At 39.9% G+C, this 18,033-nt stretch carries 16 protein-coding genes and 1 pseudogene; 12 read left to right on the top strand and 5 right to left on the bottom strand.

The window, feature by feature from the left end:
* Nucleotides 1–202: 202 nt before the first annotated feature.
* Nucleotides 203–979, bottom strand: a complete 777-nt coding sequence (locus tag EKM93_RS06815) for a Cof-type HAD-IIB family hydrolase (RefSeq protein ID WP_125714319.1) — start codon at nucleotides 977–979, stop codon at nucleotides 203–205.
* A gap of 215 nt (nucleotides 980–1,194) precedes the next feature.
* On the opposite strand from EKM93_RS06815, the gene EKM93_RS06810 reads away from it, so the two are divergent.
* The 5 genes from EKM93_RS06810 to EKM93_RS06790 all read left to right on the top strand — a co-directional run bounded on the left by EKM93_RS06810 (nucleotide 1,195) and on the right by EKM93_RS06790 (nucleotide 6,510).
* Entirely contained in the window at nucleotides 1,195–1,938 is a 744-nt protein-coding gene (locus EKM93_RS06810) for a response regulator transcription factor (protein WP_125714317.1), read from the top strand.
* Between the two features lie 2 nt (nucleotides 1,939–1,940).
* Complete coding sequence (locus EKM93_RS06805) at nucleotides 1,941–3,425, top strand: sensor histidine kinase (RefSeq protein WP_125714315.1); 1,485 nt, start codon at nucleotides 1,941–1,943, stop codon at nucleotides 3,423–3,425.
* Nucleotides 3,426–3,612: 187 nt separating this feature from the next.
* Entirely contained in the window at nucleotides 3,613–4,050 is a 438-nt protein-coding gene (locus EKM93_RS06800) for a flavodoxin domain-containing protein (RefSeq protein WP_125714313.1), read from the top strand.
* 12 nt (nucleotides 4,051–4,062) lie between these two features.
* Nucleotides 4,063–5,043 carry a DUF2785 domain-containing protein gene (locus EKM93_RS06795; RefSeq protein ID WP_125714311.1) on the top strand — a complete coding sequence of 327 codons (981 nt, stop codon included), beginning with the start codon at nucleotides 4,063–4,065 and terminating at the stop codon, nucleotides 5,041–5,043.
* A gap of 624 nt (nucleotides 5,044–5,667) precedes the next feature.
* The gene (locus EKM93_RS06790; protein WP_125714309.1) at nucleotides 5,668–6,510 is read left to right on the top strand and encodes a helix-turn-helix domain-containing protein; all 843 of its coding nucleotides are present in this window, start codon (nucleotides 5,668–5,670) and stop codon (nucleotides 6,508–6,510) included.
* A gap of 131 nt (nucleotides 6,511–6,641) precedes the next feature.
* Here the strand turns inward: EKM93_RS06790 and EKM93_RS06785 are convergent, their stop codons facing one another.
* Nucleotides 6,642–8,093, bottom strand: coding sequence for an aminotransferase-like domain-containing protein (locus tag EKM93_RS06785; RefSeq protein ID WP_125714307.1), 1,452 nt, complete (start codon nucleotides 8,091–8,093; stop codon nucleotides 6,642–6,644).
* Between the two features lie 150 nt (nucleotides 8,094–8,243).
* Between EKM93_RS06785 and EKM93_RS06780 the strand changes: the two genes are divergently transcribed.
* A complete protein-coding gene (locus EKM93_RS06780) occupies nucleotides 8,244–8,852 on the top strand; it encodes a LysE/ArgO family amino acid transporter (RefSeq protein WP_125714305.1) in 609 nt (202 codons plus the stop codon).
* Nucleotides 8,853–8,913: 61 nt separating this feature from the next.
* Here EKM93_RS06780 and EKM93_RS06775 read toward each other — a convergent pair whose 3' ends face one another.
* The 3 genes from EKM93_RS06775 to EKM93_RS06765 form a co-directional block, all read right to left on the bottom strand.
* A complete protein-coding gene (locus tag EKM93_RS06775; RefSeq protein ID WP_125714303.1) occupies nucleotides 8,914–9,408 on the bottom strand; it encodes a universal stress protein in 495 nt (164 codons plus the stop codon).
* Between the two features lie 78 nt (nucleotides 9,409–9,486).
* Complete coding sequence (locus tag EKM93_RS06770; protein WP_125714301.1) at nucleotides 9,487–9,768, bottom strand: hypothetical protein; 282 nt, start codon at nucleotides 9,766–9,768, stop codon at nucleotides 9,487–9,489.
* 345 nt (nucleotides 9,769–10,113) lie between these two features.
* Nucleotides 10,114–11,388, bottom strand: a complete 1,275-nt coding sequence (locus EKM93_RS06765; RefSeq protein WP_125714300.1) for a replication-associated recombination protein A — start codon at nucleotides 11,386–11,388, stop codon at nucleotides 10,114–10,116.
* Nucleotides 11,389–11,486: 98 nt separating this feature from the next.
* On the opposite strand from EKM93_RS06765, the gene EKM93_RS06760 reads away from it, so the two are divergent.
* The 6 genes and pseudogenes from EKM93_RS06760 to EKM93_RS06735 form a co-directional block, all read left to right on the top strand.
* A complete protein-coding gene (locus EKM93_RS06760) occupies nucleotides 11,487–13,661 on the top strand; it encodes a hypothetical protein (protein ID WP_164507018.1) in 2,175 nt (724 codons plus the stop codon).
* Nucleotides 13,658–14,272 (top strand): DUF1054 family protein, encoded by a 615-nt coding sequence (locus EKM93_RS06755; protein WP_125714296.1) that lies wholly within the window; start codon nucleotides 13,658–13,660, stop codon nucleotides 14,270–14,272. The genes EKM93_RS06760 and EKM93_RS06755 overlap by 4 nt, the downstream gene beginning before the upstream one ends.
* Nucleotides 14,273–14,559: 287 nt before the next feature.
* The gene (locus EKM93_RS06750) at nucleotides 14,560–14,943 is read left to right on the top strand and encodes a nuclear transport factor 2 family protein (RefSeq protein WP_125714294.1); all 384 of its coding nucleotides are present in this window, start codon (nucleotides 14,560–14,562) and stop codon (nucleotides 14,941–14,943) included.
* A gap of 159 nt (nucleotides 14,944–15,102) precedes the next feature.
* Nucleotides 15,103–16,047, top strand: a complete 945-nt coding sequence (locus EKM93_RS06745; protein WP_125714292.1) for an ABC transporter ATP-binding protein — start codon at nucleotides 15,103–15,105, stop codon at nucleotides 16,045–16,047.
* Nucleotides 16,040–17,569 (top strand): ABC transporter permease/substrate-binding protein, encoded by a 1,530-nt coding sequence (locus tag EKM93_RS06740; protein ID WP_125714290.1) that lies wholly within the window; start codon nucleotides 16,040–16,042, stop codon nucleotides 17,567–17,569. The genes EKM93_RS06745 and EKM93_RS06740 overlap by 8 nt, the downstream gene beginning before the upstream one ends.
* A 133-nt stretch (nucleotides 17,570–17,702) precedes the next feature.
* A pseudogene (locus EKM93_RS06735) lies at nucleotides 17,703–17,855 on the top strand (Rrf2 family transcriptional regulator); the annotation flags it as partial.
* Nucleotides 17,856–18,033 lie beyond the last annotated feature (178 nt).

Genomic DNA, 18,033 nt, shown 5'->3' with positions numbered 1-18,033 from the left:
GTGTTTGTTTTGGTTATAAACATTATCTTCCTGAATCCCCGAATTGGCAATCTAGGGGGTCATTTCATATTATCTCTAATTCTTAAACGCGCTCACTAGAGCAAAGCTCTCACCTAACTACGAATCTTTTGTGTGTCTGACGACACCCTGCAAGATCCTAGGTTAGTGTTCGAGGCTTTCCCGCTCTAGTTCGCGCTCTTGATTATATTAAGTCGTAATGTTTCAATCCTTGGATGATGCCGCCGCGTTCGTTAGTTTCAGTGACGTATTCTGCGCGATCTTTCACGGGAGCGATGCCGTTACCCATGGCGATGGGATGATCAACAAGGCCTAACATCGGTAAGTCGTTGTTGCCGTCACCGAATGCATAAGTTGGTAAGTGTTCTAAGTTCATGGCTTTCAAAAGTTTTTGAATACCTTGTGCTTTAGAGGCATTTTTCAAGACGGTGTCAATGGAATAAGGGGTATTACGATAGAAAGTGAGATCTTCATTATAAGGATAAGCATAACGTTTGTCATTTTTATCTGTAAAGATTAACATCATATAAACGGGATATTTTTCATAAAATTCAGGATCACATTGTGTCATTGGTGTTTTAGAATAATTAAAGGCTTTACGCATCATTTCAGTGTCATTGGTGAAAGCTTTGTGGTCATCGGAAAAAAAGCCGATACTTTCTTTAAGTTCATCAGCAATTTTGACGACACCTGCGACAACCGATTTGTCAATTTGTGCCTTATAGATAGGTTTGCCATCATATTCGATGTAACCGCCATTTAAAGCAATGAAGGAATTAATGCCGGATTGTTTACGGGCATCTGCAATTTCTGTTTTATGCCGACCGCTGGCAATGACCCGTAGATAACCATTGGCCTTTAGTTGGTCCAATGCGGCTACAACGTCCGTATCAATAGTTTTATGGGCATTCATTAATGTATCATCTAGATCGAAGAAAACAACGCCTTTATAGTTTGTCATAATAACCTCCAATTTTCAGTAAGTACAACTTATGCTAACATGAAATTGAGAATTGAACAAACAGAGTTGCTAAATATTAGGAAACTATGATTTTTTTTAAAACTCTTCTTGAATTTCGGCCTAAGTCGGGGCAAGAAAGGGTATAATAAATCTATGTAATATCGCTATTTTAATAATTATATAAAAATATAAGCTAAATGTAAGGAAGTTGAAAAATGAAAATTTTAATGATTGAAGATAACAAATCTGTATCAGAAATGATGAGTATGTTTTTCCAAAAAGAAAATTGGGATGCCCACTTTGCTTACGATGGAGACGAAGGGGTGACCTTGTTTAAAACGGATCCAGAAGGTTGGGATATTATTACGTTAGATTTAAACTTGCCTGGCAAAGACGGGATGCAGGTGGCTAAAGAAATTCGTGAAATTTCTAAAACAGTGCCTTTAATTATGTTGACGGCCAGAGATTCTGAAAGCGATCAAGTCTTGGGCCTAGAATTAGGTGCAGATGATTACGTGACCAAACCTTTTAGTCCGATTACGTTGATTGCTCGGATCAAAGCATTGCATCGGCGGGCTGAAATCGGAGATGAAGAAGCTGCACAGCACCTTGATGAAAATAAAGAAAATGCGGATTTTGATGTTGTAACAGATCACTTTAAATTAAGTACAAAAACGAGAGAAGCCTACTTAGACAGCCAGTTAATTGGTGGCTTAACGCCTAAAGAATTTGATTTGCTGCATACATTGGCTAAAAATCCAAAACAAGTTTTTTCTCGTGAAAAATTATTGGAATTAGTTTGGGATTATGAATATTTTGGTGACGAAAGAACCGTAGATGCCCATATTAAAAAATTAAGACAAAAAATTGAAAAAGTCGGGCCTCAAGTCATCCAAACCGTTTGGGGTGTAGGGTATAAATTTGATGATTCCGGCATTGCGGCTAAAACTGAGGAATAGTCATGAAGCTAATCTATCAGCAAATGTTAGGCTTTTTTGTGGTCATTTTTACAACGATTTTGATTGTCAGTGCCACTATTTTTAACTATTCTAGTAATTTAGCTTTTCAGCAGACATGGACACAGTTGGAAGGTTACGCAGATAATTTGAAAAGTGATGCTACACAAGTTGTAAATAGCCAAACTGGAGAAATTAAAGATATTCAAGCCTCGTTTTTGGAAGATTTGGAGTACGTTTTACAAGATCAAGACGTAAAATTTACTATTTATAATAGCAACAATGAACGGGTTTATGGTAACCCAATGATTGCCCCCAATTCCTTGAATAAATCGACATGGAAGGGCTTGCAGGTTGGGAAGCGTTACCGCCAAAAAACCAATGAAAATACATCCACCATGACCCAAACGAATAAAAAGCACGGCGCACCGCAAACCTTTGTCATCGTCCCTTGGTTTTATAATAACCAAATGATTGCAGCCGTGATGGTGAGTTCAAAAGTAGCGCGGGTCCAGTCTAATATTAACCAAATCAAACGTAACTTATTAGTAGCCGTATTGATCTCTTCAGTGACCGCGCTGATCTTAAGTTATATATTTGCCCGCTTTTACGTTTCCCGGATTAATCGGCTGCGTAAAGCCGCCCATGAAGTGGCCCAAGGCAATTTTGACGTCCAGATTATCAGTAAAGATCGTGATGAAATTGACGATTTAGCCGTGGACTTTAACAAAATGATCCATTCCCTGAAAGAATCTGATGCGGAAATTCAACGGCAAGAAGAGCGTCGGCGCCAATTCATGGCCAATGCTGCCCATGAAATGCGAACGCCGCTGACAACGATTAACGGCTTGCTGGAAGGACTGGCGTATGATGCCATTCCTGAAGCTTCAAAAGGCCAGAGTATCGAATTAATGCGGAATGAAACGAAACGACTGATCCGATTAGTCAATGAAAACTTAGATTATGAAAAAATTAGAACGGGTCAAATACCGCTGCATAAAAAAGAATTTGATTCAGTGCAAGCTTTGCATAATATTATCGAACAGCTGACGAAAAAATCAACAGACGCTAAAGATAAAATACGGCTGCATGCACCAGAAAAATTGACAACGTATGCCGATTATGATCGTTTTATTCAGATTATGTTCAATATTATTCAAAATGCGATTCAGTTCACAAATGATGGTGTAATCGACATTACAGCTAAGAAGGATTATGAAGCCACAATGTTTATCATTAAAGACAGTGGCATCGGGATGACTGAAGAGCAAGTTCGAAATATTTGGGAACGTTATTACAAGGCAGATCCATCTAGAAAGAACACAAAATATGGTGAATCCGGCCTAGGCTTAGCGATTGTTAAATCCTTGGTAGAACAGCATCATGGTACGATTCAAGTTCAAAGTAAAGCGGATGTAGGGACAACCTTCACCGTTACGTTACCTGACAAGACAGAGACGACGACCGAGGCCACAGACACGGCCGAATAAACTAAAAACAAACAGCAGATTTCCGAATTTAATTTGGAAGCTGCTGTTTTTTTTATAATTTGTAAAACGTTTTCTTTTTAAAAGTAAATTTGTAAAATATTGAACTTATCACTATATTTTTAAAGGGTTTAATGCTAGAATTAATGGTGTGAACTAAAAAAATAAATTATTTAGAGGAGTGTTTTTTATGGCAACAATTAAAATCGCTTATGCAAGTATGACGGATAACAATAAGAGCATTGCCGACTATTTGAGTGAATACTTTACACAAAAAGGGGCGATTGTGGACGTTTCTGAAATCGCTGACACTGATGCAGAAGATCTGTTAGACTACGATATTGATGTTATCGTTACTTATACTTATTATGAAGGTGAAATTCCCGATGATGCAGAAGATTTCTTTGACGAAATCAAAGACTTAGAATTAGATGGCAAAGTTTATGGGGTAGCAGGCTCTGGGTCCACGGATCATGAACATTTTGGCCGGGCTGTAGATTACTTTGATAAAGCAATGCAAGAAGCTGGCGGCAAAAAAGGCAGTGACGTTGTCAAAGTTGATGAAGAACCAGACGACACTGATTTTGAACATCTAAAAGCATTTGCAGATGCCTTATTAGAGGCTTAGAGGTGGTATTTTTTGAAAACCACGCATGAAGTTGTAGCTCAAGTCAGTCAAGAAATAACGGAAACGCGTCAAGCTTTTGAAGCTGGACGAATTTATCGTAATTTGTCAATTCGGTTGGAACGGCTTTTTAATAGTGTGCCGACAGCACCTACCGTGACAACAATGGCTTTGCCTGATGATGATACTGCTGCAATTGCCAAGTTAGATGACATTTCGGCGACGATCAAAGAAAGTGAAACACCAAAACTTTCTGACGAAGATTTAGATTACTTACTGGCCCATTTGGCAGCAACGAATCCTAAAGTCCGGGACCGAGGGGCATATTTCATATTTAATGATTTATTACATGTGGAAGCGTTCACTGAAAAGCAAATGCACTACATTAAAAACACACTACTATCTGAAGATTTTATGTTTTATCACATTTTAGAACCAAAAAATGATGGCATCTTCAAACGCTCATTTAGTGTGCTCACTTTGTCAGCTTTACTTTACGTCAACCGAACGATTTACCACACTTTTTCTGATGAAGAAATTATAGCTGCTGAAGATCGATTAGCAACTTATATTGTTTTAGAAAAAGATGGCCGCGGTTACGTGTACGGGAAGGGTTGGGCCCATGTTTACACACATTTAACCAATAATCTTAATGAAATTATGTCTTCAAATCTAAAGCGTGGCAGTAAATTGTTTTTCTTAACAACCGTTTTGTTAGGGTATCGTCGAATTGAAGATCCCTTGGTTTTTGGGGAAGACACCCGGTTAGCGATGGCTTTTAGCTACATTACCGGCAAAGATAGTTTTTATGCTGATTATTTCTTAACACTCCTAAAAGAATGGCAAGCTGATATTTTACTCGTTCGACCAGAGGAAAGCCAAGTGTTCTGGAATCGTTGGTATAATCGAAATCGTCTGCTTCAAGCTTTAGTGTTGCGGGGCGATTTTCCAGAAAATATCTTAGAATATCTACGAGAAATTATGATAACTTACTAATAATTTATAAAAGATGCATTAGCCAATGGTTAATGCGTTTTTTTATGATTATTTTTATTTTTGGCGGACGATTGCGTCAATCGATACTGTAGAAATGGTTTAGATTGATGATCGATAATTAATACATTATTGAATTGAAATAAGATATTATTATTTACACTATAGAGGTCAAATTAGTCAAACTGAAGCCTCTATTTTTTTTAGAAAAATGGGTCAATTTATTATTTTATTTTTGGTATAGTCCTTTTCATAAAAACGAATATTAAGCGTTTAACGATAATAAAACAGCTTTTTTTGAAATTCTTATTTTTTCTTAATTAAGTTGTCATTAAATTAATTATTTTGAAATTAATTTTTAAATTAAACGCTTTTTGTGGATTTAATACACAATTTTCGAAAATAATATAATGAAATATGATAAACATTTTGCTTTTTTTGAAATTTTATCATATAATACTTTTCGTAGATAAAACTGATAAAAAGTATTATTTACCGAATAATATTAGGGACGTAACGAATTATAATTATATTTTATAGTTCTATAATTTTGGATCTCGATCTTGAATAACTTCTAGTTGACATGTAGTGAAAAACTGTAAAGCATTGAAATGGAGTGAAGATACAATGAAATTACTTGGTGGTCGGATTAAATATTATCGTCGAAATTTAGGACTATCGCAAAAAGAATTGGCTGATGGGATCTGCACCCAGGCAACAATTAGTTTGATTGAAAAGAAGAATAAGGTCCCTAGCATTCATATCTTATTAAGTGTTTGTGAACGCCTTAATGTGGATGTAAATGATATTGTTATGACTTCTCGGCAAAATGAAATTAAACGTTTATTAATAAATGTCCGTCAAGAAATTGTCAAAGGTGATTTTTTACAGGCAGATAAATTATTAATGACATTAAAACAAAATAAATTGAGCGATAATATGTTGCTGAAACAGTTCTTTGTTTACAGCGGTTTATTAGACTTAATGCACCGGTGTGACTCAGATAAGGCGATTTTTAACTTTAATCAAGCACTAAATCAACATTTATTAGAACATACACCTCAAGACGTGGTTGCCATGGCAGGGTTGGCTTTGGCTTATGTTCAAAAAGATGATTTAGAATACGCGTTAACTTATGTACAAAGTTTGCAAAGCCTATTAAGTAAGAGTCAAATTAAGACACATTTAGATAAAGAAACGGCGCTATTTGTGAATTATGCTTTAGGGGTGGCTTTATTTAAAGTAGGTCAGAGTGCCAATTCCAAAGTTTATGTGGATCAAGGTTTGGAAATTGCTAAGTCGAAACAAACATTGCTGTTCTTGGCTATTTTTTATGGATTGCATGCTATTTTTGAAACTGATGAAACAGAAAAAGATGATAAAATGATTGCAAAATCAATGGCTGAAGTCGTTCATGTTAATTTACCGCGGCTATTATTTGAAGATAAAATGATCTCTGAACCACAGTAAATAACTAGGCGCAATAATAGTTGGGCAAAACAGGTCAGTTAAATTACCAAGAGAGCCTAATTTTAAGCAGTAGGGTAAATAGAAAAAAGGCTAGGTCAAAAGTTACATACTTTCGGCCTAGCCTTTAAAACTCATTTGGTAATAAAATGTTTGTAAATTAATTCTGTTAAAATCTGAATGCCCTTTTCAAAGCGTTGACTGGATTCGTAAGCAAAACTCAAGCGAATATATTGATTAGGTTGAAAATCATAAATATTACCAGGGTTAAATAAAACATTATGTTCAGCAGCTAAATTAAATAATTTTTGAATATTAATACGTTTATCTAAGCGGACCCATAAATAAAAGCCACCAGTAGGCACTTGCCAAGTGGCAATATCATCCCAATAACGATGCAAAATAGCTTGCGCCGTTTGGGCTTTTTCAGCCAGCGTTCGTCGGAAATTCGCTTGATAAATTTCATACTCTGGATCGGCCAAAATCTCAGCTAAGACCAATTGAGACAAGGAACTGGCACCATAATCCGTTTGCATCCGGACATCTGTCAGCCGATCAATCACCGGCTTTGCAGCCACAGTCCAGCCAATACGTAGGCCTGGAGCTAAAGACTTGGAAATACTGCCAAAGTAAATGACGTTACCCGTTTTATCTAGTGCTTTTAAAGGTTGAGGTGGTTTTTGATCAAACCAGACATCTTGATAAGCCGCATCTTCTAAAATCGGGATTTGATGTTTTTGAGCAAAAGCCAGTACTTGCTGCCGGCGTTCTTGGCTCATGACAATACCTGTGGGGTTGTTAAAGGTCGGAATGGTATACATGATGGCACGGGAATCTTGAGACGGTGGCGTCATCTGCCAGTAGGCCATCCCTTGCGGATCCATCGGAATGCCTGATAAATGCGTCTGAGCGGACTGGAAAACCTGCAGTGATTTTACATAAGTAGGGGCTTCCGTATAAATTGTCGCATTTTTAGGAAATAACGAAACGGAGACAAGTTGTAAAGCTTGCAGAGAACCGGAAGTAATCAAAATATTTTCAGGATCCGCATGAATACCAACCCGGGTTAAATGACGGGCAATTTGTTGGCGCAACGCCAAAATACCTGCAGGCTCAGAGTAATTTAAACTAGTGAGTTTAGGGCCTAATTTTGCAAAAGCCTTTTGAAAGAGGGCTTGGGGAAATTGTTCAGGTGCAGGTTCACCGGTACTCAACCGAATAACGGCCTCAGTTTCAAATTGATTAATTTTTTGAATTGCGTGACTATTTGGCTTGAATTGACCGGCTTTAACATATTGGTTCCAGTTAATTCGTTCAGCCAATAAACTTGACCAATGATTCCCAGAGACCGTCATATTCGCGCCGGGGGTACTTGTGATTGAGCCAATCGCCGCTAATTCATCAAGTGCGGTCACGATCGTACTGCGATTAACATCAAATAAGGCGGCTAGTTTGCGCTGCGGTGGAATTTTTGTGCCCACAGGCCAATTGCCGGTTGTAATCTCATGTTGAAAGAAATTAATAATTTGTTGATATAAAGGTTCATTTGCATCTTTATCTGGATGCCAAGTAATCGTTGATAACATTCAAGAAGCCTCCTAGCGGTTGGGTATGAAAATATAATTGGTTGGTAAAATATTAGATGTAATCAATTATAATCTTTTTATGAAGTAAAGCCAATTAGCTTCTATTTAATTTATAAAAAAATAATTGGCTGGTAATGGAGGTATGATTGGATGACTATTTTTTTACAAGGATTAATTTTTGGCGTCGCTTATATTGCGCCGATTGGGATGCAGAACTTATTTGTCGTTTCAACCGCAATTGAACAGCCGATCAAACGAGCATTTAAAGTTGCCCTGATTGTCATTGCCTTTGATATATCATTGGCACTGGCCTGCTTTTATGGCATGGGGAAGCTGTTGCAGTCCACCACATGGTTGGAATTATTAGTGTTACTTGTGGGTGGATTGCTAGTCATTTATATCGGCCTACAACTATTACGTCAAAAAAACGTGACCATGGAAACAACTAATGAGCAATTTTCATATAAATTAGCAATTCTAACTGCATTTTCAGTCGCCTGGTTAAATCCCCAAGCCTTAGTGGATGGTTCTGTTTTATTGGGTGCGTTTCGGGTAACTTTGGCGGATAACGTGGCGCATCTTTTTATTATCGGCGTCATGGTGGCTTCTTTTGTGTGGTTTATAAGTATTACAGGCTTAGTTAGTAAGTTTAAACATTTAGTAAGTCCTAAAATTTTATTATGGATCAATCGAATTTGCGGCGGCATCATCATTTTATATGGCATCAAGCTGCTGGTTAATTTTGTTCAAAAATTGTAATTAAAAAAGTATCGCAAAAATTGAGGGCAGCCTCGAGATTTGCGATACTTTTTTAGTTAGATTAACCTTCGATAGTACTCCGTTTGTTAACAACATCTAAAGCTGGACTATTGTCTAAATCAGACCGTACAACAAGAACATCACAAGTAGATGTCCGAGTTACGAATTCAGTAACAGAACCAATTAATAGACGTTCTACCGCATTTAAACCAGTAGCACCGATCATAATTAGGTCGATTCCTTGTTTTTTAGGGAATTCACGACCAATAATAGTCTTAGGGGCACCGTATTCAATGCTGTAAGAAACATCGTCTAAGCCAGCTTCTTTAGCTGTTTTGATATATTCTTCCATGGTACTCTTGGACGTTTCAGTGACTTGTTCAACCATGGCAGAATCAAAACTAGAAACATTTTGAAAAGCACGGGTATCAATCACGTGAATCAAGAAAAGATGTGCTTTGTTACGTTTAGCGACTTCAACAGCTTTTCGAAAGGCCAATTCAGCTTCATAAGAACCATCGACAGCAACTAAAATCTTAGTGTATTGTTGTAACATAATAATCACCTCTCTATTTTCTTTTACATCTCTATTGTACTGTATTATTGCTCAAATTGATATGTAAAAATTTTATAATTATGACAACATCGAGACTCTGACTGCAAAAAATGCTGTAATGAAACTGGCTAAGAGTAATGTGATCAACTGCAAGTGGGTATCTTGGAAAAGTAAAAGGATAACACCTAAAAGACAAACGGCTATCAATAAATAAGCAGTGACTTTCATCAAAACACGAAGTTCAGGATTTTCGGCGGGAGAAAAGCTCAAAAACGGTTTATCTAAGTGACGTAATAAATAAATGGCTAATGTTAAAACGACTAAAATAAAAAAGGCCATAACAATTGTTAAAATGAACACAAAAAATTCTCCTTTATGACTATCAATAATAAAAGGCTGAAGCAAAACCTAAGTTTTGTCTCAGCCTCGAATAAAGCATAAGCTTTATATGAAAACTACGGATGCCGGTTCTTAATTTCCTTGTGTTGAACCCGCTATTCATTAAAGCAGGCGGCTTGGTTAGTTGCTGAATCAGTTTCCTCGTGAAAAGGCGTACTAGACTATCACAACATAGCCAATCCAATGTAAAATTACTTGATCGGTCAACCATAATTGGAAATCGTCGTACATCTTAGTAATCATACATTTAATGTATCACACTTAAATTGAGCATGCAACAAAGCGGTATAGATAACATAAAAAAATTTATTTAAGGAGCTTTTTTAATTTTTCATATTGAATTTTGAATGCCTGCTCATACTTACCATTTGTCTTAGGTTCATAATATTGTTTCTTTTTTAAGTTATTTGGTAAATATTGTTGAACAACAAAATCCCCTTTAAAGTTATGAGGATATTGATAATCGACACCGCGGCCTAAAGCCTCAGCCCCCTTATAGTGGGCATCTTTTAAGTTTTTAGGAATTTCACCGCTATGGCCGGTTTGAACATCAGTTAAAGCCGCATCTATTGCAGAAATCCCCGAATTAGACTTAGGGGATAAACACAATTCGATCACGGCATCAGCTAAAGGAATTCGGGCTTCTGGTAAGCCTAGTTTTTCAGCAGCCAATACGGCATTAACCGTACGGGCACAAGCCGGTAGATTGGCCATGCCAATATCTTCATAGGCGATGACTAATAAGCGTCGCATGAGGCTGACTAATTCACCGGCCTCAACTAAGCGGGCCATGTAGTGTAAGGCTGCATCGGTATCGCTGCCCCGAATGGATTTTTGAAAAGCCGAAATAACATCATAATGGGCATCCCCATCTGCATCATGGGAAAATGCTTTTTTCTGTAATGTCTCCTCGGCGATCGGTAAATCAATCGTGATCGTCTTTGTTTTTGGGTCTGGTGCAGTGGATAGCACGGCGAGCTCTAAGCCATTTAGCGCACTGCGCAAATCGCCATTTGTGGCACTGGCATAGTGTGCTAAGGCCTGAGGGGTTAAGGTTACGGAATAATGACCCAAACCGTTTTCTTTATCCGTTAAAGCCCGTTTTAAGGCGGTTTTAATATCAGCAGCAGCGAGGGGCTCTAATTCAAAAATCTGAGTTCGGCTGCGGATGGCCGGGGAAATATTAATATAAGGGTTTTCAGTTGTTGCGCCGATTAAAATAATACGGCCGCTTTCCAAATGGGGCAGTAAAAAGTCTTGTTTTGTTTTATCTAAACGATGAATTTCATCCAATAATAAAATGACAGTACCGCTCATTTTAGCCTCTTCAGCGACAATCTGCAGCTCTTTTTTAGTGTTGACCGCTGCATTTAAAGCACGGAAAGCATATTTTGTACTGCCGGCAATTGCGCTGGCAATACTCGTTTTACCAATACCTGGTGGACCGTATAAAATCATTGAGGACAGCATTTTAGCCTGAACCATCCGGTAAATAATTTTACCCGGACCGACTAAATGCTGCTGACCGACAATCGTTTCGATGGATGTGGGCCGCATACGATAAGCAAGTGGTTTTTGCAAATTAAGACTCCTTTCTTAGCATTAGGCTAGTCATGTACAATCAAGGTTGTGCAAGTTATAATAAAAGAAATGTAATATCGGATAAAGCAGGTGGAAGTATGTTGTCAGATTTTGGACAGAAAATTTTGGATAGCCATTTTTTGGCACAGTTGCTGCAGAGCAGTCTCAGTGTTCAAAAAAGTTTAGATCTTGTAAGTGATGATCATGGACAAAAAGTTTTAACGGCGGCTAGTCAGTTACCAGATCTCAAGAAGAATGTTTATATTAAGCGCCGATCAGCGGCAACACAATTGCAGATTAGTACTGATTTTTTCACAGATGTGCAAAAAACGTATGCCCAGTTAAAGGCGATTGACGCCGTAATTGCCCAAAATATTGCTGAAAATACGGTCATTTGGCCGACGAGTTATTTACCCGCTGAAATACAACAGCCACAAAATTATAATACACCTAGATCCGCAGCACAAATCAACGTTCGGTTTGTATTGCCAGAAAATCTATTGCAGTATCTTTTTGAAGGCGACTATCAAGGTCAATATGCAACTTATACAGATTTTAAAAATAATGTCTACATCCATTTGGCCCAAAATATTTATCGTAACTTGTACATATTGGCTTATTTTTTTGGTGCTACCCCCTCAACGCTTCCCGCCAATCAAGGCTTAAAACGGTCAGCATTGCAGGATCAGCGTTTTTTAAATTTAGATACGATCCAAAGCTTTGAAGCCTATTTAACGAGTTTGAAAAAGGCTGCAAGACAAATGGTAACGAGTGCCTTGGATGCGCCTTTATTTTTAAGACCCCAAGCAGGCGATCCTGAATTTCACAAAGGGGTTCAATATTTGCAGCTCAGTGTTTTTGATTTACAGCCTAATCAAGCAGATGGCTTGTTTGAGTATCAGCTGCAGTTTATTCAGTTATTTTTAATCAGCGCTTTGTTAGAAAACACGCCGACTCATGAAGAATTAAAGACAAACCGCAAATTATTCTTTGCGGTAACTGGCGAAGACCCTACAATGCCTAGCGCGCACGTTGAACCGATTAAAAATTATTTGACCCGGCTTAAAAATTTAAATGATCAATATTTAAAGAATACCGATTATGAACAGAGCTTGCAAAAAATGGCCGCGATTTTGCAAACACCAGAAGCACTGCCAGCGACGCAATTGGCACAAGCTTACCAAGACACCGGGGATTATAAGTATGGCCAGCAATTGGCACAAAAAAACAAACGAATTGCCCAGGGGACAAATTATCAGCTACGGGGCTATACCGCTAAAAATTTAGAAACCCAGCAAATTTTGAGTGGCAGTATTAAACAGGGTATTCATTATCGGTTTTTGAATGAAACAAGTGAAATTTTGCAGCTCAAATTAGGTAAACATCAAGAAATTATCAGTCAAGGTCAATGTACTTCCAAAAATCCTCTAGTGCTGCAGTCCCTGTTAATGGATCCAACAGCACTCAGTCAGTTGTTAGCCACAAAACAGATAACCACTATCAAAAGTTTTGTTTCTTCAGACTTATCAGCAGCTAAGGCGATTTTTGAACAGCATTTTGCCCACCAGGCGCTAGTTATTAAGCCGCAACAGACTTTAGAACCCAGTGCCACACAGATTTTTAAGCAGCCTATTGATTTAACCCAGTTCACAGCAGCTTTTTTGGCGGCCACAGATTATGATGAAAATGTATTGATTCAAGCTTATTTGCCAGAGTCTGTTTACGAGTTTTATGTACTAGATCAGCAGGTTTTGTCAATTATTGAAAAAGTACCGAGTAACGTGGTTGGGGATGGGCATAGTGACATTGCGGCGTTGATTGATCAAAAAAATGATGATCAACGTCGGGGGCATTTAGGCCAAAAACCATTGTTGACGCTGGAATTAAGCGCAGCGGTTCAAGCCTATTTGGCAACGCAGCAATTAACGGAGACCAGTGTGCCAGGCCGAGGCATTCAAGTCTTTTTAGATCAGCGCACAGCCGTTGCTGCAGGGGCGGATACGTATAACGTTTTGGATGAAGTGGATTACACTTATCAAACGCTGGCTTTAGAAATCGCCAAAATTTTAGGCTTAAATCAAGGGACCATTGAAATGGTGATTCCCAATATTTATCAAGCTTATCAACCGCTGCAGCAGCAAGCAATCGTCACCGAAGTTTGTGCGACCCCTAGCTTATTACCGCATCTTTTCCCATATATGGGGGCAACCGCTGATTTGACGAATGCTGTACTCAAGAGTTTATTTCCAGAATTGGAGCAAGATAGCCAATGATCACATATGAAGATTTTAATATTTTTGACGACCCGACTTTGGAAGGCCGCTTAGCAAAAATTCGAACACAGCTGGATCCAAAATTTGAGCGCATGGGCACCCAGATGATTGCAAATTTTGAAGCTGATGCCACCCAGAAGTTTTATTTACACATTGCCAAGCATTTACGCCGACATAAAAATCCGCCACCAGATACGTGGTTTGCCATTGGGGAAGGGGCTCGAGGTTACAAGATGCTACCGCATTTTGAAGTCGGATTATGGCCGGATCAATTATTTATTTGGTTTGCGCTATTGGCTGAAGTACCTGAGCGACAGCAATATGGCGCCAAGTTACGTCAGCTGGCCGCTGAGTCTACTTTATGGGCAATGTCAGATTTAGTCATTGCTAAAGATCATACCCAACCTAAAGCTTTGTCGTTGACACCAGCTAACTTTGAACAAGTGGTGCGTCGATTTGAAACTACTAAAAAAGGCGAATTTATGATTGGCCGTTTGATACCTAAAACAGCGGTAATCTTCACAGATGAACAGGCACAGCAACAATTATTGACGCGAACAATGACGGATTTATTTACCATTTACCAAAAGATCAGTTCGAACCCCGCATAACCGAATCTAAAAAAAACCGCCTGATCAGCGTAAGGCTGATTGGGCGGTTTTTGCTTACAGATGTATTAACAAAACGAAATTGCCGTGGTGAGCGATCTTAAGTTTGTATTAAACAGGCGCTTATTAAGTGACGTTTAGGCTGTAGATTTTCTTTCGCTAGGGAACTTGCTGTAAGGATTATTGGATTGTGACGATTGACATATCAACGATACATGTTAATATTAAAAAAACAAAATACAAACATTATTATTGTTGGTGATGCTATCGTCAAAAAGGGGAGTTATACCATGTCAAACTTGGAACGTAACAAAACGAATGTCACTGCTTTTTATGATCTGATGTTCAACCAGTCTGATCCGCGTGCAGCAATCGATAAGTACGTCGGTGAGACCTACATTCAGCATAACCCAGAAGTTGCTGACGGTAAGGAAGCCTTCATCGAATATTTTGAGCGCATGGCTCGCGAGTATCCGGGTAAACAGGTCACTTTTCATAAGGTGATCGCCGAAGATAACTATGTCGTTTTGCATTGCGAGCAGACTTGGCCTGGTGACCAAGACTATGCCGGCATGGATATCTTCCGCTTGGATGACGACGGCAAAATTCTCGAACACTTCGACGTGCTACAGATTGTCCCTGCCGCAGGCAAAAATACTAACGGTATGTTCTAAACGTGCTAATACAACTGGCCGCTATCTCAGCTAAATTGCTGTGATGGTGGTTTTTTTGTTCTGCTCAAAATATTTTTCAGAAAAACTCTTGCGAATTCCTAAATTGGTGTTAATATTAAAAGAACCGGTTAATGTTAAAACAACAGGAGAGAAAATAATATGATCGAATTCAAAGCTATTACCAAAACATATCCCGACGAAACGGCGTTGCAGGCCGTCGACTTACGCGTCGAATCGCGTGAACTGTTTGTATTGGTTGGACCGTCTGGCAGTGGTAAAACCACGCTACTCAAGACGGTTAACCGCTTGGTTGTGCCGACCAGTGGCCAAGTTCTCATCGATGGTGAGGATGTCGCAGCAGGCGACCTACAGACACTGCGGCAACACATCGGCTATGTGCTACAATCCAGTGCCTTATTTCCAAATATGACTGTAATGCAAAACGCTGCAGTACAGTTGGAAGCTCTCGGCTGGGAGAAACGCAAAATCCAGCAGCGTATCGAAGAACTGCTGCAGCTGGTCGACCTTGACCCAATGCTTTATGCCCAGCGCAAACCCGCCGAATTATCAGGTGGTGAGGCCCAGCGTGTCGGGATTGTCCGTGCGTTAGCTGCTGATCCAAAGTTGATGTTGATGGACGAACCGTTCTCTGCGTTAGACCCCGTATCCAAGCGTCAACTACAAGGCCTGATTTTGAAACTACATAAGGAATTGGATACCACTATTATTTTTGTCACTCACGATATGCAAGAGGCCTTGCGCCTTGCCGACCACATGGCGGTACTGCACAATGGTGTGCTGCAACAAGTAGGCGTTCCACAGGCGGTAATCGCCGCACCCGCCAATGCTTTCGTCGCAGATTTCTTCAAAGACGTGATTGCCTCCCAGCGCACGCTGGCCCAAGTGATCGCTGCAGGCTTCGGTCATGCTGCTGATAATGCCGCCACTAAAATATTGCCAAGCACGACGTCTATTTACAGCTGGGCTGCCGCCATCAAAGCTGACCCACATCTGGTCGTTCAGGTCGGTGAACAACAGCTCATGGCGAGTGATCTAATTGGCTACTTGGCGACCTTAGAGAAGGAGGACACACCTTATGTTTAATGAAACTCTGCGCTACGCCCAAAATAATAGCCATGAAATTCTCATTGCCTTAGGCCAGCACATCGAAGTGGCACTGATTGCCACAATCATCACCATCATTATTGCCATTCCGCTGGCGATTGCCTTGATGAACCATCGCCGTGCGGGTGAGTTTGTCCTTCAAGTCGCTAGTATCATTCAAACAATTCCCAGCCTGGCTATTCTTGGCCTCTTGATCCCATTTGTCGGCATCGGCACGGTACCCGCAATTATTGCCTTAGTGCTGTATGCCATCATGCCGGTGTTCCAAAACACTTACGCCGGTTTGACCAACATTGACCCGTTGCTCATTGAAGCCGCTGACGCGATGGGGGTCTCTCGGCGCTATAAACTCCTGCGGGTGCAGATTCCACTAGCGATGCCAATGATTCTGTCTGGGATTCGCATTGGCGTGGTTATGATCATCGGGACCGCTACGCTTGCGGCTTTGATTGGTGGCGGTGGCCTTGGGACGTATATCTTGCTAGGCATTCAAAGCAACAACAACGCTGCTTTACTGATTGGTGCGCTATTAGCGGCAGCTTTAGCACTGGTTGCCAGCTGGCTCATCAAACTGCTATCTCACACTTCCTTGAAGCGTATCCTGATTAGCTTAGCCGCACTGATCGTTATTGGTGGCGGTACTTACGGCGTATACACAATTGCCGCACCAAAAACTGAAACCATCACCATCGCCGGTAAAATGGGCGGCGAACCGGAGATCCTTATCAATATGTACAAGGATCTGATTGAAGACGACGATCCTAACATGAACGTTACCCTTAAGCGTAATTTCGGGGGTACCAGTTTCTTGTTCAAGGCCCTCAAATCTAAACAAATCGACATCTATCCCGAATTTACCGGCACGGTACTCCAGTCGTTGGTTAAGACCAACAAGGCGATTAGTCACGACCCAACCACTGCCTACCAAGACAGTAAAACGGCGCTATCAAAGCAGTTTGACATGACGTTGCTGCGTCCGATGGCTTACCAAAATGGCTATGGCATGACGGTCACTAAAGCCACCGCCGATAAGTACCAACTGAAAACGATTGCTGACCTTGCCAAACACCCAGAGTTTCGCGCGGGTTTTGATCCTGATTTCTACCAGCAAAGCGATGGTTACCCCGGTCTTAAAAATGCGTATGGGCTTAACTTTGGCAATGTTAAAACAATGGAGCCGTCTTTGCGCTACCAAGCATTGGCGCAAGGGGACTTAGAGGTTACCGATGCGTATACCACTGATCCACAGATTAAGAAGTATAACCTGGTGTTGTTGACGGATTCCAAGTCGTTCTTCCCGCCATATCAAGGTTCACCATTGATGTTGACAAGTTTTGCTAAGACGCATCCACAAATCGTGAAGAGTCTCAATCGTATTGCCGGCAAGATCTCGACAAAAGACATGCAACAGATGAACTACCAAGTGACCGTCAAGCATGAAAAGGCCGCTATTGTTGCCAAACAATATCTGCAAGCACATCATTTATTAAAGGCGGACTAATTACCCAACTGGAAGGCATGTAGCGTTCTTAAAGTGCAACTATCAGGCTGAATTTTAATATCTTGACGATAACTAGAAATTAACGTGTAGGTGCTTTAGGCTGGTAATAGAGGATTAAAGATGAAGTGTAACCATGAAATTTTCACACAAATTAAGTGACGCGGTGCATATTCTAGCGTACGTTAAAATTTATGCAGATGGGGACTTGTCTAGTGCCGCAATCGCTGCCAGTTTAGAAGACAATCAGAGTATAATTAGACGCATAATGCCCAAGTTAGTCAAAGCATAAACAAGCCCCGAAAAATACATGGAAGACATGTGTTTTTCGGGGCCTGTTTTATGCTCAGTACGGAAATAGGATATTATAGCGTATTTGCCTTTTAATTGTTGAACTGATTAAAAAGCAGCAAAAAAATAACTGCTTAATGTCAAAAAAAAAACACGCCCAAAATAGGCGTGTATCA

Origin of the sequence: Agrilactobacillus yilanensis, from assembly GCF_003946725.1 — a bacterium.
GTDB lineage: Bacteria > Bacillota > Bacilli > Lactobacillales > Lactobacillaceae > Agrilactobacillus > Agrilactobacillus yilanensis.
Note: the sequence above shows the minus strand (reverse complement) of the source record. Positions and strands in the feature narration are given on the sequence as shown.